The 20,538-nt window shown below is 43.2% G+C and carries 15 protein-coding genes and 1 pseudogene; 9 read left to right on the top strand and 7 right to left on the bottom strand.

Annotation, left to right across the window (positions count from 1 at the left end):
• Window positions 1–9 precede the first annotated feature (9 nt).
• The 5 genes and pseudogenes from sbcB to blaOXA all read right to left on the bottom strand — a co-directional run bounded on the left by sbcB (window position 10) and on the right by blaOXA (window position 4,920).
• Window positions 10–1,449, bottom strand: a complete 1,440-nt coding sequence (gene sbcB / locus HJG39_RS13260; RefSeq protein WP_268409765.1) for an exodeoxyribonuclease I — start codon at window positions 1,447–1,449, stop codon at window positions 10–12.
• Window positions 1,450–1,750: 301 nt separating this feature from the next.
• Window positions 1,751–2,116, bottom strand: coding sequence for a cupin domain-containing protein (locus tag HJG39_RS13265; RefSeq protein ID WP_268409766.1), 366 nt, complete (start codon window positions 2,114–2,116; stop codon window positions 1,751–1,753).
• A 54-nt stretch (window positions 2,117–2,170) separates the two neighbouring features.
• Entirely contained in the window at window positions 2,171–3,253 is a 1,083-nt protein-coding gene (locus tag HJG39_RS13270) for an acyltransferase family protein (protein ID WP_268409768.1), read from the bottom strand.
• A 125-nt stretch (window positions 3,254–3,378) separates the two neighbouring features.
• Window positions 3,379–4,065: a DUF4336 domain-containing protein gene (locus HJG39_RS13275; protein WP_268409770.1), complete on the bottom strand. Its 687-nt coding sequence runs from the start codon at window positions 4,063–4,065 to the stop codon at window positions 3,379–3,381.
• A 72-nt stretch (window positions 4,066–4,137) separates the two neighbouring features.
• Window positions 4,138–4,920 (bottom strand): annotated as a pseudogene (gene blaOXA, locus HJG39_RS13280) (class D beta-lactamase).
• Window positions 4,921–5,663: 743 nt separating this feature from the next.
• Here blaOXA and HJG39_RS13285 point away from each other — a divergent pair.
• The 5 genes from HJG39_RS13285 to HJG39_RS13305 all read left to right on the top strand — a co-directional run bounded on the left by HJG39_RS13285 (window position 5,664) and on the right by HJG39_RS13305 (window position 12,674).
• Window positions 5,664–6,683 (top strand): isoaspartyl peptidase/L-asparaginase family protein, encoded by a 1,020-nt coding sequence (locus tag HJG39_RS13285; RefSeq protein WP_442781026.1) that lies wholly within the window; start codon window positions 5,664–5,666, stop codon window positions 6,681–6,683.
• A 229-nt stretch (window positions 6,684–6,912) separates the two neighbouring features.
• On the top strand, window positions 6,913–7,332 hold the full coding sequence (locus HJG39_RS13290) for a CBS domain-containing protein (protein WP_268409773.1): 420 nt from the start codon (window positions 6,913–6,915) through the stop codon (window positions 7,330–7,332).
• Between the two features lie 147 nt (window positions 7,333–7,479).
• The gene (gene hrpA, locus HJG39_RS13295) at window positions 7,480–11,319 is read left to right on the top strand and encodes an ATP-dependent RNA helicase HrpA (RefSeq protein ID WP_268409774.1); all 3,840 of its coding nucleotides are present in this window, start codon (window positions 7,480–7,482) and stop codon (window positions 11,317–11,319) included.
• Between the two features lie 64 nt (window positions 11,320–11,383).
• Window positions 11,384–11,683 (top strand): PilZ domain-containing protein, encoded by a 300-nt coding sequence (locus HJG39_RS13300; protein WP_268409775.1) that lies wholly within the window; start codon window positions 11,384–11,386, stop codon window positions 11,681–11,683.
• Between the two features lie 16 nt (window positions 11,684–11,699).
• Window positions 11,700–12,674 carry an NAD(P)H-quinone oxidoreductase gene (locus HJG39_RS13305; protein ID WP_268409776.1) on the top strand — a complete coding sequence of 325 codons (975 nt, stop codon included), beginning with the start codon at window positions 11,700–11,702 and terminating at the stop codon, window positions 12,672–12,674.
• A gap of 32 nt (window positions 12,675–12,706) precedes the next feature.
• Here the strand turns inward: HJG39_RS13305 and HJG39_RS13310 are convergent, their stop codons facing one another.
• Together HJG39_RS13310 and moeA are read right to left on the bottom strand one after the other, a co-directional pair.
• A complete protein-coding gene (locus HJG39_RS13310) occupies window positions 12,707–14,056 on the bottom strand; it encodes an MATE family efflux transporter (RefSeq protein ID WP_268409778.1) in 1,350 nt (449 codons plus the stop codon).
• 23 nt (window positions 14,057–14,079) lie between these two features.
• Window positions 14,080–15,345 carry a molybdopterin molybdotransferase MoeA gene (moeA, locus tag HJG39_RS13315; protein WP_268409877.1) on the bottom strand — a complete coding sequence of 422 codons (1,266 nt, stop codon included), beginning with the start codon at window positions 15,343–15,345 and terminating at the stop codon, window positions 14,080–14,082.
• 438 nt (window positions 15,346–15,783) lie between these two features.
• On the opposite strand from moeA, the gene sufB reads away from it, so the two are divergent.
• From sufB to HJG39_RS13335, 4 genes are read left to right on the top strand one after another with little or no spacing between them, the layout of a single operon-like run.
• Window positions 15,784–17,220 (top strand): Fe-S cluster assembly protein SufB, encoded by a 1,437-nt coding sequence (gene sufB, locus HJG39_RS13320; protein WP_268409779.1) that lies wholly within the window; start codon window positions 15,784–15,786, stop codon window positions 17,218–17,220.
• Window positions 17,221–17,258: 38 nt separating this feature from the next.
• The gene (gene sufC / locus HJG39_RS13325) at window positions 17,259–18,011 is read left to right on the top strand and encodes a Fe-S cluster assembly ATPase SufC (protein WP_442781027.1); all 753 of its coding nucleotides are present in this window, start codon (window positions 17,259–17,261) and stop codon (window positions 18,009–18,011) included.
• The gene (gene sufD / locus HJG39_RS13330; RefSeq protein ID WP_268409782.1) at window positions 18,011–19,288 is read left to right on the top strand and encodes a Fe-S cluster assembly protein SufD; all 1,278 of its coding nucleotides are present in this window, start codon (window positions 18,011–18,013) and stop codon (window positions 19,286–19,288) included. The genes sufC and sufD overlap by 1 nt, the downstream gene beginning before the upstream one ends.
• Window positions 19,288–20,511 (top strand): aminotransferase class V-fold PLP-dependent enzyme, encoded by a 1,224-nt coding sequence (locus HJG39_RS13335; RefSeq protein WP_268409784.1) that lies wholly within the window; start codon window positions 19,288–19,290, stop codon window positions 20,509–20,511. The genes sufD and HJG39_RS13335 overlap by 1 nt, the downstream gene beginning before the upstream one ends.
• Window positions 20,512–20,538 lie beyond the last annotated feature (27 nt).

Consider the following 20,538-nt stretch of genomic DNA (forward strand, 5'->3'; position numbering starts at 1 on the left):
AAGGACAGTTTATAGTTGCTCTGCGTACCGATACAAGTCTTTTATTATTCTCAACTTCGATGGTTCTTGCTGATATTCGTTAATAAGTGTTTCTAGCTCGAACATATATTGCTCTAATTGAATACTTGAGCCAGAATCGGCATCTGTTAAACGGCCTTGTCGGTGACGTTTCCAGTGCTCCATTTCTTCGAATGTAAATGTCTCAGGAAAATTTCTTCCTCGGTAAAGGAATAGCAGCCTTTCTAACCGGGGGTCTGAAAATTTCCCTACGTAATCAGCCAATTTATCTTTTTGACTGTGCCTTACTGAGTCAATTTGCGCTTTATCTGCTGAACTAAAAAATCCACCGGAGTACAAAGAAAACTCTGCTTTCTCAGGCGGGAACTCCTTCTCCATTTCAAATACTTCGATAAGTTTTTGCTGAATACCTTTATGTCCTTGGAGCATTTTTAAGTGTTTATGGCAAGCTTCTCTATCAATGCCCAGACGCTCCGCGTTTTCGGGCGTAAGAGATTTAGCTGGGGCAATCACAGGGCATTTATTGCTTTGTATTAGCTTAAGCGGAATAGGGGCTTCCGTGTCATTTAACGCTTTTGCCGGCGTATACATACGCTCGCTAATAGCTTGTGCGCTCAACTCAAACAATGGCTCTGGTGACATGGCAAGATTGACGCAAATGGTAGCATTATTGTTGCTAGGATGTTGTGCTATTGGTGCTATCCATGTGCAGCAACCATTCGCCGCTGGAATTTTAGACGATATATGAACAAGCGGCTTCATATTGAAAGTGTCAATTTGCTCATTAACATTGGCTTTCTTGCGTAATGAAAAAACATAATCATAGAGCTTCGGCTGAGCTTGCTTTATCACCTTCGCTAAACCAATAGTGGCTCTTACATCGGATAACGCATCGTGCGCATCCAAATGCGTAATGCCATTAGCGATGCTCAGTTGTTCAAGCTTAAAGCTAGGTACGCCGCCTTCTTTATATACCCAATTAATGCCTTCAGGACGAAGCGCGTAAGCGGCTCTTACTAAATCAATAATGTCCCAGCGGCTGTTACCGTTTTGCCATTCTCTTGCATAGGGATCATGGAAATTACGATAAGCCATAAAGCGCGTCACTTCGTCATCAAATCGAATGCTGTTATAACCCGCAGAGCATGTACCAGGCTGACTCATCGCCGTTAAAATTCGATGGCAAAACTCCATTTCTAATAAGCCATCACGAAGCGATTGCTGGGGTGTAATGCCAGTAATTAAACATGCTTGAGGGTGAGGGAGGCAGTCATTGGGAATTTGGCAATACCAATTCATTGGCGTACCAATTTCGTTTAAATCCATATCGGTACGGATGGCAGCAAATTGACTGGGGTGATCTTTTTTCGGATTGGCTCCCCATGTTTCGAAGTCGTACCACAAAAATGTTTGTTGATTCTTATCTGTCACTATCTGTTTCTTTTTGTTTTGCAAGCCCAAGAGATTCGTAGGTTGCGAGCCCTTTATATTGGCAATTAGTTTTTTTCTATCACTATAAATAGTGGGGAATAAATGAAATATTTTGTATTTGTTGTGCTGTGATGAAAAAAACGTGATTTGCTAAGCAAAAGCGGCATTAGGTGGCTTTGGTGCATACTAAATTAAAAGCGGAATAGGGTAAAGCGAAGGAGGTTAACAATGAGCACTCGACGCGGGGTAGGGAAGGGAATGCCATCAGCCCCTAACCGGCTTGATGGCTTTGATAATTGATTTAGATCCAAACATCATTTTCTGCGGTTTTACTACCCGTTTCATCGCCCGTGTTGACGACGCCACGAGGTTCAATAAGTAACACCTTTGCTTCATGCTCCGCAAAAGGCTTGTGCTCGATGCCCTTCGGAATCACGTACATTTCGCCTTCGGATAGATCCACATGACCATCTCTGAAATCGATTCTGAGGCTGCCCTCAATGACTATAAAGGTTTCGTCTGTATCTTTGTGATCGTGCCATACAAACTCACCTTGGATCTTAACAACCTTAAACTGGTAATCGTTCATTTCGGCAATGACCTTTGGCGACCATTGCTCATCGAATAGGCTGAGTTTGTTTTTGAAATTTATTGCTTGATAGCTCATGAGAACTCCTTTCTGTGATAATTAACGGTGTATTAATGCTGCTATGCCAATTGTCTATAATACTCGAGATACCCGTGGAATCTTCAAAATCAAATATGAAACCAAAATACAGGCTAATATACTCATGCCTGAATTAGCTAAAATTTTAAGCAGGGGAATTTCTACCCAATCACTTAATAGCAAGCTTATCGCGACAACAACGGGAGGGTGAATAATATAGATGCAATAAGCAAGTGGAGACAAAAAACGTCCAATTTTTGTTGGTAGGTTTAGTTTTTTGTTAAAAACATACAGTAGTCCTAAGATAATACCGCAAGCAGAAAAGGGTTCCCATAAAGCATAGAAAAGTGCATTTAAGTTAACACCACCTTCAAACGCACCTTCTCCGACACCATACAGCATGGCAAATGGCAATACGCAGATAAATACAATAGAAATTGCTACCCATGGAATGACGTTGTTTCGAGTTAATGTGCTAACAATCTGATTTGGATAAGCAAGAATGCCAAATATGAAAAGCAAAATATAAAGTGGGAAGTAGCCTAATTGGAGCCACGCGACAGTTTGCCCAACCGGAATGAATAAGCGAACGATAAAAGTGACAAAACCAATTCCTATAAGCGCCGCTGCTATAACCGGAAATCTTGGAACGGCACTAAATGATTTAACCTTGTTAGGAAAATAGCGATATATCATTCCAAAGGCAAAAGTGAGTATAAGCAGTGCTTGTACAAACCAAAGTGGGCCGGGTTCAAACTCCATTCTAGTGATTACATTTATTGTGCGCTCGAAAAGAGAAGCGCTCGACGCAGTATCAGCAATCGCGACGGTAAACGGCGATATAATAAAAAAGTACACAGTTAGCGGCACACCAAGTCTAATAATTCGATCTTTATAAAAACGGGCTGTTCCTTTTTTCTCTATCGACCCTCTCATAAAATAGCCAGATAACAAGAAGAAAAAGCCCATAAAAAAAGACTGGTTGATAGTATTAAAGGCCACCAAATAAAGCGCCGTCGTTTCAGCTTCTTTCCAATACCACCCGCCAGCACCGCCATACACAATAGTGACATGGTGAACGATGACTAAAAATGTGAGTAATATCCTAATGTAATCTATTCCGTATTCTCTTTGCATAATGCTCAATTAGATAATAAGTTGTAATGACAGTTTTTGTGGCAAGTAGTGTGTATCAAATGATGCTGCTTTTATTGTCTTTATCTGGTTCACATTTCAAATTTACTTCCATTGACGAACGTTTCTCATGTTAACCATTTAAATGACTTTTGTAGGAACTCATCGGCGCTTTCATTAATGATCTCACCGTGAGCCATGACTAATCGTTTGGGATGCCAAGATAACAACCTATTGAAGTGTTTTCGTGCTTTCGCTTTACCGAACATAAAGCTTAAACGCCAGTCCAAAGGCATTTTTCCATTTGGGGCAATAATACCAACACCTTTGGCTACCACTCGCTGCCAATAGTTAAAGCGCTGGCCTGAAAAGTTCTCCACCAGATCAGTAACAATTAACGTATTTGAGCTGATATGAAAAAACACGCACTCTTCCATTAGAGGGGAGCCGGAAAACAGTTCTTGCTCAATATCTGTTTCCCAAGCATAACTTTGGGAATGATTAAGTGAGGCGTGAAAAGAAATATCACTACACTTTTTAATTACCTCATCGGTGCCATAAACCTCTGCGTTTGGGTAGGCTGCAATCCATTCAGATAAGAATAAGTGATGTAAATGGTTAGGCGCAATTAAGTATTTAACACAACCTAAACGGTTTATTTGCGCGGTAATTGACTCAGATAATTTAATGGGACTGTGAACCCAGAGTTCTCCGCTAGAAAGCCTAACAACCACCATGCGAGTAGAGTAAGGTAAACCTAGAAATGGAACGGGTTCACCATCGAATATCCATATTTCATGGGCTAACTTTTTCATGTTTCATAACACCAACAACAGGTGCGCCGTTTTTGGCGTCACCTTGATCATTATTATTCAGGGTGACAACTATTATAAAATGCCCAGAATCCTGAGGCTTTCCTTACCTAGCTGCACACGTTTTTTCGCGTCCGAAGGATCGAATATATCGATATTCAGAGCAAAGCTATAAATGTTTCCTTGCTTTACTACCCATCCGACCTACCATCCGGTGCCTGGACCGGGGGCGTTTACCCAACCCGTTTTACCGTGCAAAGTCCAATCGTCAACACTTTCAAGACGCGTTATATCACGTACATTTTGTTGTATTTCCGAAGCGTAGGGGAGTTTGTTTTGCGCGAGAGCAGCTAAAAAAGCAGTTTGCTGGACGGCAGAAATGGTTAATGGCCCTTCCAGCCAAAACGTGTCTACCACGTTACCTACCTGCTGATTGCCGTAATCTAATTTAGCAAGGTTCTGAGCCATACGCTCAAGCCCAATTCTTCGAGCAAGCTCTTGATAAATAGGTACATTTGAAATGGGGAGGGCATCGCGAAGAGACATGTCTTTCTCCCACACAGGAAAAGGCTGCTTCTTTCCACCGTAAGGCAAAATTTGGTCGACATTTTCGACCGCACCTTCAGCCAGACCAATCAGTGTATGTGGGATTTTGTACGTGGATGCGGGAATAAACGCAGTTTCCGCTCGCTCTTTATTAAATCCGATAAAGTTATCGCTTTCTACGTTGTATAAAACAAAGGTTCCGACTAACTTTGCCTTTAAAAATAACGCTTCAATTTCCTTTGAGTTTGTCCACTCAGCAGAGAAAACACTGCTTGAATACACCAAAAAACAGATAATTGCTATTAACTTCATCTATCTACTCCAAACAACATAATAAACGGCATAAAATAGCAATAGTAAATAAGTGAGTTACTAATCAGATTTAAATACCTTACTGGCTGACTTCACAATAACAGACATGAAAAAACGTTTTATTCCATCGAAGGCGCTTTGATTCCACACCATAATTGCGTGGTAAACCGAGCTGGAACATTTCAATATTTCAATCATGTGATTTAGAAACCTTCCAATATCTAAACATGATTATAGCCAATCCTCCCTCTTGTAAACTAGGTTTTCGTTTAAATAAAAGCAAAAGCGATGTTTAAAAAACTCTTTTTAAAAGAAACGGTTAATAGTTTATAACCTAATTATTAATTATGTAAAAAGGTTTTACTGTTAGAAAGATTTATATGAATTATGGGGTATCTTTTTACCACTTTTTTAAATTTGTAATCTTGGTTGAATACAAAATTTGTTTAATTTGTGGCTTTTCTATGTTTATAAATTCAACAAATCAGTATACTCTATCAAGACCCTCATGCGGATGGCGATGGCTTGCCAATAAACCGTTAGAGTTCAAGAACGACAATTCGAGAACAAGAAGCAGTCAGAAACTGACGGTGTTAATTGTGTTACCACTTTGTGCCCCATCTTAGGGGCCTTTTATTTTGTATTTTCTACGTTTCATCTCATTACTTCACACAAGCGTTTACTTTCTGCTTTTTACATTCGTATTATTCCATCTTCATTTTCTGCATTAAGAGACTTTTAATATGATCCGTTTAATAACCTGTGTGTTGGGTGTGTTTCTATTTACCCATTCAGCAATGGCTGAAACTAACATGGAAAACAAGGATGAAGCACCTATTGCTATCGCTATTCATGGCGGCGCGGGAACCATCACGAAAGCCAATTTAAGTGACGAAAAAGAAGCCAAGATAAGGGCAAAGCTCGACGAAGCGTTAAGTGCAGGCTATCAGGCGTTAGAGCAAGGCAAGAGCAGCATTGAAGCAGTGCAAACGGCTATCACGATTTTGGAAAACTCTCCGTTATTTAATGCTGGAGTTGGCGCTGTTTATACCTTCAACGGCGAACACGAATTAGACGCTTCTATTATGGATGGACGCACACTTCAAGCTGGCGCCATTGCAGGCGTGAAACGCATTAAAAATCCGATTCAACTTGCCGCACAAGTGCTTAGCCATTCTCGCCATGTATTGTTAACCGGGGAGGGCGCGGAAGAATTTGCGGCAACCCGTGGTATTAAGTTCGCCGACAACCGTATGTTTGACACTCAATTCCGTTACGAAGCTTGGCAAAAAGCGAAAACCAAACATGAGCAAGATAAACAAGCCTTTTGGTCACAGTGGCCCGATTACAAATATGGAACCGTGGGTGCTGTTGCTTTAGATAGCGAAGGCAATATTGCGGCTGGCACCTCCACTGGAGGTATGACCTTAAAACAATATGGTCGCGTGGGTGATTCTCCGATTATTGGCGCAGGAACTTACGCCAATAACGAAAGCTGTGCGGTTTCAGCAACCGGTCATGGTGAATTTTTCATTCGTTATAACGTGGCAGCCGATATTTGTGCGCGTGTTAAATACTCTGGGAAAAGTATTAAGGCAGCGTCTAATGAAGTGATTAACGATGTATTGAAAAATGCAGGCGGTAGCGGTGGCGTTATTGTTCTTGATGCCAAAGGTCACGTAGCTTTGCCCTTCAATACTGAGGGTATGTACCGCGCAAGCATTAATGCAAAAGGCGAAAAGTACATTGGTATTTATAAGTAATTCGTTGTGTTTATTGCGTCGCGAACAATACGCAACATCGCATTTTCTTTTTTAATAATATTAGGCAAGGACGCCAGTAACGTTTATCTTTTTAATAGAAGGCATCATAAATTCTAAGCAGTTAACAGGCGTTGTGATCCATCTAAATACCTGTTTCATATTATCAGTCATCTGTTGAGACTTAAGCACAACGACTTTAGCCATTGAAAAGATAAAGAGGAGAAGCCGCATGGAATCGTTAAAAGTTAAAGAATACATGCAAACACACCCCGTTTTATTTCATATTGACATGCCTGTAGCAGAGGCGGTCGAAATGCTCATTCATCATCGTCAATCTGGTGGCGCAGTGGTCGATGACAACAAAAAAGTAATCGGCTTTTTATCCGAGCAGGATTGCTTAAATAAAATGATTGAGTCCAGTTATTATCGCGAGCAAGTGGCGAAAGTGGGGGAAATCATGCAAACCAATGTAAAGTCAGTTAAGCCTTACGACTCTATTGTGGAAACTGCTCAGCGGATTGTTTCCGAATGCGTGTTATCTTTTCCGGTTATCGACGATGATGGCTTATTGCTTGGTTATATCAACCGAACGCATATTTTAAAAGCCATCGATTTACAACTGCACGACGGTTATCGCGTTCATGATTAGCATAACCGAATGCACGCCTCGCTTTACCAAGCATTGAAAATTCAATAGGATCGGACGCAAACTAGCATTAGTAAGCGAATCGAATTCTTGAATACACCGTCATCTTCAAATCGTGCTCCGAGCAGTATCCATATTTCGGAGCACAGTATGGATCTTTCCCGCTGTTTAACCCAAGACCGGCACCGTTTGCGTCAAATGCTGCGTAGGCTCGGGCCAAATAGCAAGGCAAAAAACAAGCAGCAACAAATCGAAAAGCTTATTCAGGCTTACGAAGCATCGGCTTCACAATGCGCTGCTCGGTCGCAGTCCATCCCCAAAATCGAATATCCTGAGTTGCCTGTTTCCGATATGAAACAGGAGCTAATTGAACTTATTCAAAAAAATCAGGTAGTGATTATTGCTGGTGAAACTGGCTCTGGAAAAACCACTCAGCTTCCTAAAATTTGCTTAGAAGCAGGGCAAGGCGTAGCCGGTGTTATTGGGCACACGCAGCCGCGTCGTTTGGCAGCCAGAAGCGTAGCAGCGCGGATAGCTGAGGAGCTGCAAGTACCGCTTGGCCAGCAAGTGGGTTTTAAAGTACGTTTTAGCGACCAAAGCCAAAGTGAATCCTTGGTAAAACTCATGACGGATGGGATTTTACTCGCAGAAATTCAAGAAGATCGCTTTTTAAGTAAATACGACACACTTATCATCGATGAAGCCCATGAGCGCAGCTTGAATATCGATTTTATCCTTGGTTATTTGAAGCAGCTTTTGTCAAAGCGTAAAGATTTAAAAGTGATCATAACCTCGGCAACCATCGATCCAGAACGTTTCTCTGAACATTTTAGCGATGCTCCGATTGTACAAGTGAGTGGGCGCACTTATCCGGTTGAGGTGCGCTATCGGCCACTTTTGCAAGATGATGGTGAGGTGGTTGAACAAGTTCAGGGGATTTTAAACGCGGTACACGAACTAGATAGTGAAGCTCGTGGCGATATTTTGGTGTTTTTAAGCGGTGAGCGAGAAATTCGCGACACGGCTGAATTTCTAAAGCGAGCCCAATTAAAACACACAGAAATTTTGCCGCTTTACGCACGCCTTTCTGCTTCTGAGCAAAACAAGATATTTCAAGGGCATTCAGCGCGCCGAATTGTGCTTGCAACCAACGTGGCAGAAACCTCACTTACAGTTCCCGGCATTCGCTATGTTATCGATCCCGGCACAGCCAGAATATCCCGTTATAGCGTGCGCAGCAAAGTGCAGCGATTGCCAATTGAGCCAGTATCGCAAGCGAGCGCAAATCAAAGAGCAGGGCGTTGTGGACGTTTGTCCGACGGGATCTGCATTCGCCTGTATGATGAAGACGATTACTTATCTCGACCTGAATTTACCGACCCTGAAATCCTTCGTACTAATTTAGCCTCGGTTGTGCTGCAAATGATGGCGTTGGGGTTGGGCGACATTAGTCAATTCCCATTTGTGCAAGCACCGGACTCGCGCAACGTAAACGATGGTATCAAGTTACTGCAAGAGTTACAGGCGATCAAAAAACAGCAAGGCCAATGGCGATTAACGCCTCATGGTCGAAAAATGGTGCGTTTACCGATAGATCCCCGCTACGCCAGAATGGTGATTGCCGCGAGCGAATACGACTGTTTGCAAGAAGTCATGGTGATAGTTTCAGCGCTGAGTATTCAAGATCCAAAAGAGCGTCCGCGTGAAAAACAACAGCAAGCCGATGCCGCCCATGAAGAATGGAAAGACAAAGATTCCGACTTCTTAGCGTTTGTAAACTTATGGAATGATGTCCGAGAGCAGCAAAAAGCTTTATCAAATAATCAATTTAGGAAATGGTGCCAACAACACTTTTTAAATTATCTACGGGTTCGCGAATGGCAGGATATTTTCAGTCAGTTACGCCGTTCAGCCGCCGAAATGGAAATGCGTTTAAATAGTGAAATAGCGGATTACGAGAAAATCCATCAATCGCTCATTCCCGGGCTACTGTCGCATATCGGTCAACTTAATCAGGACAAAGAATACAACGGCGCTCGAAATATCAAATTTGCTATTTTCCCGGGCTCGGGGTTATCAAAGCGCACCCCAAAATGGGTAATGGCAGCAGAATTAGTAGAAACCAGCAAACTGTTTGCGCGAGTGGTCGCCGTTATCCAACCTACATGGCTTGAAAAACCCGGCGCACACTTGAGCAAGGCGCATTACACCGAACCGTATTGGAGCAAAAAAGCGGGAGCAGCGAAAGCGCTGTGTTCCATCTCCTTATATGGATTACCCATTGTTGCCAATCGTCATGTGCTGTACTCCGACATCGACCCCGTTATTAGTCGCGAATTATTCATTCGTGAAGCCTTAATTCACGGTGAAACCAAGCTCGATCACGGCTTTTTAAAGCATAATCATGAATTGGTTTCTGATATTGAAAAAATGGAAGACAAGGCTAGACGCAAAGACATTCTGGTTGAAGATGAAGAGCTGGAAGCCTTTTACGATGCGTTATTGCCGAAAACAATTTGTACTGAAGCTGGATTCAAAAAATACTGGCGCAATTTAGCCAAAGCTGAAGAAAAGGCATGGCGTTTTGACCCAGAAGCTTTACAAAAGGCTGGGGCGTCCAATGTTGGTGAATCCCAATATCCGAATTTTTGGTCCCAAGGTAACATCAGTTTACCGCTGGATTACCAATTCAATCCCGGTGCAAAAGACGACGGCGTTAGCTTGTTAATTCCGTTACCCGTGCTGAATCAAGTTCAAGATGAAGGCTTTGATTGGCTCGTGCCCGGTTTGCGTCATGAGCTTATCGTCACCTTGATTAAATCTTTGCCTAAGCAATACCGACGCAACTTTGTTCCCGCACCTGATTACGCCAATGCAGTGTTAAATGATATTTCACCTCAAGATGGCGATTTTATCGCCGCGTTAACGCTGAAATTGTTTCGTATGACAGGCATTGAAATTGATGCAGAGCAGTGGAAGGTCGAAAGCTTGCCTGATCACTTGAAGTTTAATTTCAAAGTCTTAGATGGCGACAATAAGTTGATTCAGCAAAGCCGCGATTTACATGAATTGCAAACTCGCTTGAAAGATAAATTCAAAGCGCAAATCGATACCTCAAGCCAAGATAGCATCGAAAAAGATGATCTCAACCAGTGGACCATTGACGACTTACCAAAACAGTGGACTAGCAAAACGGCGGGATTTGAACTGGTGAGTTACCCAGCTTTAGTGAAAGAAGGTAAGAAGGTCAATGTGCGTTTATTCCCGAATCAGGATGATGCAGCACAGGCTCATATTCAAGGTGTGCGTAGCTTAATTATGAAGCAATTGCCCTCGCCAATTAGTTACTTGCAAGACAAACTCCCCAACAAAGCCAAACTTGGACTATATTTTAATCCATTCGGACAGGTAAAAATGTTGATTGATGATTGCATTGAAGCGGTTATCGATGATTACCTGCAAACGCATGATTTGGATATCCGGGAAAAAGCGCAGTTCGATTCCGTGGTAAAAACGATTGCGGGCGAACTTAATGAGTTGGTGTTGGATGTGGCGAAACAGGTGGAAGGCGGCTTAACCGATGCCCATGCCATTAGTAAAAAGCTAAAAGGAAAAGTGACTTTCGATATGGTGTCGGCGTTTAACGATTTAAAATCGCACCTTTCCAGCCTTGTTTATCAAGGGTTTATAACGGATTTTGGAGTATCCCGTTTGAAAGACTGGCGACGTTATATTCAAGGGCTGGCTAAGCGTTTGGAAAAACTACCGGTGGACCCAACAAAAGACAGAAGCCACCAATTGAATATTGAGAAAGTCTTGAGTCGTTATGAAACACTCAAGAAAAATCAGGCAAAAGGGCGCCGCAACCCTGAGCTTGAAGAAGTTCGGTGGATGATAGAAGAGCTGCGGGTGTCGTTGTATGCGCAGCAACTTGGAACCAAAATGCCGATTTCTGTAAAACGTATTGAGAATTACTTGGAGCAGTTGTAGTTCATACCAAAACATTACCTATTAAAAACTAAAATAATGCAATGCCATTAATGAGGGGTTAAACATGCTAGGTTACGACGATAAACGCGCTTATTTCAGAATGATTATGAATTCGCCCTGTGAGCTAAAAATAAAAAATCAGGACTCACCCAAGGTGTTAACCGCTGTGTGCAAAGACATCAGCGCAGTCGGCATGTCATTTGAAATTGAAGAGGCGGTTGAACTAGAGCAGGAACTAGAAGTGGCAATTGAATCAACTAACGCGCAAATCGCATCGTTATCCGCAGAAGTGAAAGTGGTTCGTTGTATTAAGCAAGATGACACTACCTACGTTATTGGTGTTGAAATTATTCATATGAATTAGGGAAAAGTGTGAGCATATGACGCAAACGATGCGATACATTGATTATCAACAATCGTCTTTAAATATTAAAACGCAAACGTTGCCAACTCTTTCACCGCAAGAGGTATTAGTTCAAGTGAAGGCGTTTGGTGTTAACCGCGCCGATTTACTGCAAAAAGCGGGAAAGTATCCACCACCTGCTGATGCTAGCCCGATCTTAGGTATGGAAGTGAGTGGTGAGATTATCGCGCTTGGTGAAAAGGTTTCGGGCTGGAATCTAGGTGATAAGGTTTGTGCCATGATAGCGGGAGGCGGGTACGCAACCCATGTTGCTATTCACGCCGAGTTACTCATGCCATTGCCAGAATCAATGCATTTTGAACAAGGGGCGGCATTTCCAGAGGTTTTTCTCACCGCGTTTCAGGTATTAGATTGGATAGCCGATTTACAACCCGAGCAGAAGGTATTAATTCATGCCGGTGCAAGCGGTGTGGGTTTAGCTGCTATTCAACTAGCTAAACAAACTGGCGCTCAGGTTGCGGTCACGGTTTCATCTGAAAAGAAAGCCGACAAGTGCCGTAACTTAGGCGCTGACATGACGATTCTTTACACGCAAGATGATTTTTACCAAACGCTAAAGACTAAGTGGCATGGTGTGGATGTGATCATGGATATGGTGGCAGGTGAGTACACCAATAAAAACCTAAAATTGCTTAATATGGATGGTAAAATCATTCATCTGGCTATGCTTGGCGGGCGTTTTGTGGAGAATTTCGATAATGCATTGTTGCTCGGAAAACGCGCTTCTGTGATAGGGACAACCCTAAGAAATCGAAGCCATGAATATAAAGCCCGATTAGTGCGGCATTTTACTGATAAGTATTTACCGCTTCTGGCAGCAGGCAAGCTGGATACCTGTATCGATACTGTGTTTTCAGTGAGTGACGTCGCTATTGCTCATGAACGTATGGCGAATAACGACAGCTGCGGAAAATTCGTGATTACGTGGTAATGAGTGCTCCTCTCAAAAATGGAAGTTCAAAATTAGTGCGCTGGTAGTGGGCGCTTTTGGACATAACGTAGGCGGATTATCAGCACGATAGCCGCCGCCGTCAACCCCACAATAAAGCCTATCCAAAACCCCTTTGCTTGCATAGCAGGTACAATCCAATCTGTCATAGCTAAGGTTAATCCTGTGCTTAAACCAAGTACCCAATAGGATACAAAGCTCAGATAAAACATGGCCTTAGCATCTTTGTATCCGCGTAAAGCGCAACCCGCAACAATCTGAATGGCATCGGAAAACTGAAACAATGCAGCCAGTAACATTAAGCTACTTGCCATCTCTATTACCGCTTTATCAATACTGTACAAAGAGGAAAGTTCATAACGGAAACCATAACAAAACACGGCATTTATCGCGGCAATGGAAACGGACAAAATCAGCGCATTGTTAACGGAGGATTTCGCGGTATCGGGTTGGTCGCGTCCCAGCAAATAACCAATTCGAATGGTACTTGCCATACCAACACTAAATGGCAGCATGAAAAACACAGAGCTAATACTGAGGGCAATTTGGTGCGATGCGACTACCTTTGTGCCATATCGCGCCAGTAAAACCGCTACAACGGTAAATAGTGTCACCTCAAATAATAAAGTGAAAGCGGTAGGCACACCAAGTTTTAACAGTTTTTTCATTTCAGGCCATTGAGGTCCATGAAAATGGGCGAAAAACGGGTAGTCAGCCATTTTCTTTGCGTATTTGCAGTAAAGCCAGGTTGCAATCAACATGGCACAATACACTAATGTGGTGGCAATACCACAGCCCGCACCGCCGAGCGCTGGTAGGCCAAGGTGGCCATTAATAAAAATATAGTTGGCAGGAATATTTACAAGCAAGCCGATAAACATTATTAACATACTGGGCTTGGTAACGGATAAGCCTTCGCCGTACTGGCGCAGCACTTGGTAAAAAACAAAAGCAGGAAACCCTGCAAATACATAGCGTAAGTAATCTGAGGTAATGTGACGAAGCGCTTCTTCCATGGGAATTAACGCAATCATTTCTGGTGTGTAAAACGACAACACAAAAAAGGGCAAACTTAAGCCGATAGAAAGCCAAAATGCCTGATGCCCAGTGTTAATGATAGCATGAGTCTCTCCCTTGCCATGTAACCGCGAAATAATGGGCGGTAACGCCATAATCACACCTTGTAAGAAAATCATACAGGGAAACATGAGGCTGGCGCCGACGGCAACTGCTGCCATATCCGTTGCCGATGCATGACCTGCCATGACGGTATCGGAAACGCCCATTAGCGTTTGGGTTACTTGCGCGATCAACAAAGGCCAAGCAAGCTTGGCAAGGGTTTTAATTTCAGAGAATGAATACATTAATTTGGGTACTACTAATCCAGTTATTGCAAGATAGGATCAAAAGGCAAAATACGCACGGTTTCGCCTATATCGACTGATGCACGCTCTTGTTCTAACACCACGTAACAATTGGCGTTAAAAAAACTCATCATCATATTTGATGCCTGTTTACTCGGACCTTCAACGCAGAGTTTACCTGTTTCATCAACACAATAGCGTCCACGCTGATAATCGGCTCTTCCCGCTTGCTTTTTAAACGGCGTTACACTTTTGGCTTGAAGCAAGGGCGGGGGAGTATACACTTCTCCACTGAGCTTACGAAGTGCAGGCACAACTAATTGATGAAAAGTTACAAAGGACGACACTGGGTTGCCCGGTAAGCCAGAAAAGAAGCTATTTTTTGAATTAGTCACGCTAAGTTTCCCAAACGCATAGGGTTTTCCGGGTTTAATGGCGACTTTCCAAAAGCCAATGGAACCAAGTTCATCCAAAACCACTTTGACGTAATCTGCATCACCCACCGAAACGCCGCCAGAGGAAATAATCCAGTCGCATTCTTGAACAGCCCTTGTAAATGCTTGCTTTATGGCATTCAGCGTATCGGGAATAATGCCTAAATCCAGCACATCAATGTTCAATTTGTGTAACATCGACACTAGGCCAACTCGGTTGCTTTCATATATAGCACCGGCTTTTAGTGGTTCTCCGGGAGGGGTCAATTCATCACCGGTTACGAGTACTGCAACTTTGAGTTTTCTGAAGACATCAACATGGGCAACGCCAATAGAGGCAAGCATAGACAAATGCGCGGCGGTAAGTCGCGTGCCCTGTGTTAGCACGGTTTGGCCTTGTTTTATATCTTCACCAATGTGTCTAACGCTTTGTCCTTCACGCGATGGCGGTACGTTAAATATAATAGAATTGTCATTGGGATGTTTTTGTGTATTTTCTTGCATGACTACGGTGTCTGTGCCTTCAGGAATTACAGCGCCTGTCATGATGCGAACACATTGCCCTTTGTCTACGATACCGTTGAATGGATGGCCCGCAAGAGACTCGCCCACGCAAGTTAATGTTAGTGAGTCGGTTTTGCCATCCACATCCGCAAAGGCCAGCGCGTAACCGTCCATACTGGAGTTATTGATCGGTGGAACATTCATTGGGGAAGTGATATCCACCGCTAATACACGATTTAAAGCGTTGTCTAACGCGATATTTTCATGAGCAGTTATGGGATTAATGGCATTTAATTGGGTTTGAATGGCTTGCTCTACGGGAAGTAGTCCCGGTACGTTACATGAGGTCATATTCATAAGGTGATATTCGCTCCCTTGTAAAAAGAGCGGGCAGTGTCACTAAAATTTTCATGAGTAGCAAGAGCCAAGCTCTGAATAATCACACAGACAAGACAAAAATTAGAGTTTATCTGCTGTTTGTAGTAGTATCCGCGCCGATTAACGCGAGCAATTCAAACGCTAATTAAGGTCAACTATTCGGACAGATTTTCACGTCCTTTTCTGTTGGAAAATGATTGGTACTGAATACTTGACTATTTTTGTCAGGTAAATACTTGAGTAAAACACTCAAGTAATTTAACATTGCTTCCATTCGGGCGCAGTGTGGCTCTTATATCTGGATGATAAGTGTTTTTATGTCGTTGCTTGAGCCATATTTGACTTGTTTGAATTGCCCCGATTCTTTTTCAAAAGCAATCGATTAAGACAGAATTCATTTGAGTAGGCATCATGACAGACCAAATTGAAAGTGCATTAAACCGAGAATATGAAGCGGGTTTCATTTCAGAAATTGAATCAGAAACCTTCGCTCCCGGTCTAGACGAAGATGTCGTCCGTCGCATTTCAGCGATGAAAAACGAACCAGAGTGGATGTTAGAATGGCGCTTAAAAGCATTCCAAATTTGGCAAAAAATGGAAGAGCCAGATTGGGCTCACGTTGATTATCCTAAAATCGATTATCAAGCCATTTCTTATTACTCTGCACCTAAAAGCATGGCCGACAAACCCAAGTCCTTGGATGAAGTCGATCCCGCTTTGCTTGAAACCTACGAAAAACTTGGCATTCCTTTGTATGAACAGCAAATGCTTGCGGGTGTGGCGGTAGATGCCGTATTCGACTCGGTATCCGTTGTTACCACCTTTAAAGAAAAGCTCGAAGAAGCGGGCGTTATCTTTTGCCCTATTTCAGAAGCTGTTCACAAATACCCTGACTTAGTGAAAAAATATCTAGGTAAAGTCGTACCGCAACATGACAACTATTTTGCGGCTTTAAATTGTGCAGTCTTCACCGATGGTTCTTTTGTTTATATTCCAAAAGGTACACGTTGCCCGATGGAGCTTTCCACATACTTCCGTATTAATGAACAAAACACGGGTCAATTTGAGCGTACCCTAATTGTTGCCGATGAAGGCAGCTATGTCAGCTATTTAGAAGGTTGTACGGCACCTCAACGTGATGAAAACCAACTTCATGCAGCCGTGGTTGAATTAGTCGCGCTAGATAACGCAGAAATTAAGTATTCTACGGTACAAAACTGGTATCCGGGCGATGAAGAAGGCAAAGGTGGTATTTACAACTTCGTGACTAAGCGTGGTATTTGTCATACCAACGCCAAAATTTCTTGGACACAGGTTGAAACCGGCTCAGCAGTTACGTGGAAATACCCTAGTTGCATATTAAAAGGCGACAACAGTATCGGTGAATTTTACTCCGTGGCATTAACGCGTGGTAAACAACAAGCCGACACCGGAACCAAAATGGTGCATTTAGGCAAAAATACTAAGTCGACCATTATTTCTAAAGGGATTTCCGCCGGAAGAAGTAATAATAGCTATCGTGGTTTGGTACAAATGCACAGCACCGCTCAAGGGGCGAGAAACTTTACTCAATGCGATTCATTGCTCATTGGGGACCAATGTGGCGCACACACATTCCCTTATGTCGAAAGCCGAAACCCTTCTGCCATCGTAGAACATGAAGCCACCACATCGAAAGTGAGTGATGAGCAAATGTTTTTATGTTTGCAACGTGGATTGGACCCTGAAAAAGCGGTCTCCATGATTGTAAATGGCTTTTGTAAAGAAGTGTTCAAAGAACTTCCAATGGAGTTTGCGGTAGAAGCCGGCAAACTACTTGAAATCAGCCTTGAAGGCTCAGTGGGCTAGACCCGGGTCATTCACCGCAGGAATCAATAATGTTAGAAATCAGTCAATTACAGGCAAGCGTCGAAGAAAAAAACATCCTTAAAGGATTGAACCTAACCGTAAAACCCGGTGAAGTTCACGCCATTATGGGGCCAAATGGTGCAGGTAAAAGCACATTAGGTTACGTGTTATCGGGCCGTGAAGGGTACGAGGTTGATTCGGGGAGCGTGACGTTTAACGGTCAAGATTTATTGGATATGGAGCCAGAAGAAAGAGCCAGAGAAGGGCTGTTTTTAGCGTTTCAGTATCCAACCGAAATTCCCGGCGTAAGTAATCTTGAGTTTATGAAAGCCGCGGTTGATGCCAAACGTAAGGCAAATGGTGAAGAAGAGCTCAGCAGTGCCGATTTTCTGAAAAAAGCAAAGGCGGCGTGCGCGCAAGTGAACTTACCTTTGGCATTCTTAAAGCGTGGTGTAAACGAAGGTTTTTCCGGTGGAGAGAAAAAGCGCAACGAAATTATGCAAATGTTGTTGCTCGAGCCAAAAGTTTGCATTTTGGATGAGTCCGATTCGGGCCTTGATATTGACGCATTAAAAGTGGTTGCGGAAGGTGTAAACAGCCAAAGAGATGATTCTCGCAGCTTTATTGTTGTTACCCATTACCAACGCTTACTCGACTACATTAAACCGGATTTTGTACACGTTTTATCTGAAGGTAAAATTGTACGTAGCGGCGATGCATCGTTAGCGCATGAATTAGAATCAGCAGGTTATGCTTGGTTAGAAACCTATTCTGAAGACGGAGAGGCTTAATGAACGCTTGGTTTGAAAATGCGCTAAACCGAGCGGTATCAAGCGTTGAGCAAGCATCCGATGCCTTATCATCGTTAAAAGCAGCTTCGTTAGCGCAATTGCAACAAACGCCATGGCCAACGCGCAAAACGGAAGCGTGGAAGTACACTTCATTGAAAGCGCTTGAAAACTGTCACTTCGACAGCTCACAGCCAGCGGCGTTAGCAGAATCGCAACAGTTTACTCGTTTGCAAGCCTTAGATGGCCTCAACATCATCATTCAAGATGGTCATATTCAAACTGACATTAGCGCACTAAAAGTGCCAACAGGCATGACCATTAACACCTTGTCTCAGTTGGGTGAAGTACCCAGTTGGGTGGCAGAGCATTTCGGACAGGCGAAGCCGCAGAAACATATCTTCGGTTTAGTAAACGATGTTTTGGCAAATGATGTGATTGTGATTGATGTTGTCGCCGAGGCTAATATCAACACGCCTATTAAAATTTTGCATCAAGCGAGCGAAGGCAAAGAAGGGCAGAGCCGAGTGCTAGTGCGCCTTGGTGAAAAAGCCAAAGCGGCTATTGTTGAAGTGTTTATGGCCGATTCAAACTCGTCATTTACTAATGGGTTCTCGGAATATTTTATTGCGCCTAATGCCAAGTTAGAGCATTACCGTTTTCAGTTGCAAAGCCAAAAAGCCATGTCCGCTGGCGGTTGCCATTTTTCATTACAGTCGAAGGCTAAATTGAACAGCACTTTTGTAGGTTTTGGTAGTGAATTGTCACGCACTGATATTGATATTTTACACAAAGGTGAATTTGCTGATGCCAAGCTAAATGCGGTGTATTTAGTTGATGGAAACGAGCAATTCGACTTACATTCCACGATTGAACACGAAGTGCCAAATTGTACCAGTCTTGAAAATGTACGCGGTATCGCTGGCGGCAAAGGTAAAGCGACGTTTAATGGCCGCATTCACATTCACCGCGATGCGCAAAAAACCTTGGCAGAGCTTAATAATCGCAACTTATTGTTAACCGATACTGCTCAAATTAACACTAAGCCAGAGCTTGAAATTTACGCTGATGATGTACGTTGTGCGCACGGCGCAACCGTTGCTCAGTTAGATGACGCGTCACTGTATTATCTGCGCTCTCGTGGCGTTTCAAAAGAGCACGCTTTAGTGATGTTGAACTATGGTTTCATTAATGCCTTAGTCGATGAAATGTCAAACGAAGCATTATCCGAATGGCTAAGACCGATTTTACAGCAGCGTTTTGCTGAAATGGGGGAATAATGAGTTTCGACGTGCTGGCGTTAAGAGAAAGCTTTCCCATTCTAAAACGCACTATAGAGGGTAAACCCCTTATTTATTTAGACAACGCGGCAACTACACAAAAGCCGCAAGCAGTGATAGAAGCTATCACTTCTTATTATGTGAATCATAATTCTAATGTGCATCGAGGGGTGCATACTTTGGCTGATGAGTCGACGCGATTATATGAAGCTTCGCGTGATAGCGTTGCTCAGTTTATCCATGCGAACGATAGAAAAGAAGTCATTTGGACGAGTGGAACAACTGAGGCCATTAATATTGTAGCCCATGGCTTGCAACAGCTATTATCATCGCAAGATGAAATCGTGGTGACAGAAATGGAACACCACGCCAACCTCGTTACATGGCAGCAAGTCAGTAAAGGCGCTGGGGCAAAATTGAACGTGGCGCGGATCACCGATGATACAGAACTCGATATCGCGCATTTTGAGTCTTTGCTATCCACCTCCACAAAAATGGTGGCGATGCCCCACGTTTCTAACGCATTAGGCACGGTAAATCCTATTGAAACCCTAATTCCGATGATTCGCCAAAAAGCACCAAACGCACGTATTTTAATAGATGGCGCGCAAGGCGTTGCTCATGGCGGCGTTGATGTACAAGCTTTAGATTGCGACTTTTACGCATTTTCTGGTCACAAGCTTTTTGCGCCAACAGGTGTTGGGGTATTGTGGGGCAAAGCAGAAATTTTAGCCGATTGGCCAGTATGGCAAACCGGTGGAGAAATGATTGCAACCGTTACTTATCAAGATGCAACATGGGGCGAATTACCTAACCGTTTAGAAGCCGGTACGCCTCATATTGCTGGTGTGGTTGGTTTTGGCGCTGCGGTAGACTGGTTTACTCAACTTGATATAAGCGCCTTGCAAGCTCATGAAAAACAATTAATGAGTGTGGCGACCGAGCAAGCACTCGCGTTTGAAGGCTTAGAGCTGGTCAGCAGAGCAAAAAACAAAATTGGCGTACTCAGCTTTAACTTGACGGGAAGTCATCCTTCGGATGTGGGCTTTTTACTTGATAAGCAGGGCATTGCCGTGCGTACGGGCGATCATTGTGCGCAGCCTTTGATGCAGCGTCTTAATGTACCGGGTACGGTGAGAGCATCATTTTCCATCTACAATACGCTAGAGGAAATCGATGCACTATTTAGCGGGCTGAAAAAAGTCCAAATGATGTTAATGTAAGGTGTGAATAGCAGAGTTGAGGTGGAA

It is taken from the genome of Alteromonas sp. a30 (genome assembly GCF_026788005.1).
Classification (GTDB): domain Bacteria; phylum Pseudomonadota; class Gammaproteobacteria; order Enterobacterales; family Alteromonadaceae; genus Paraneptunicella.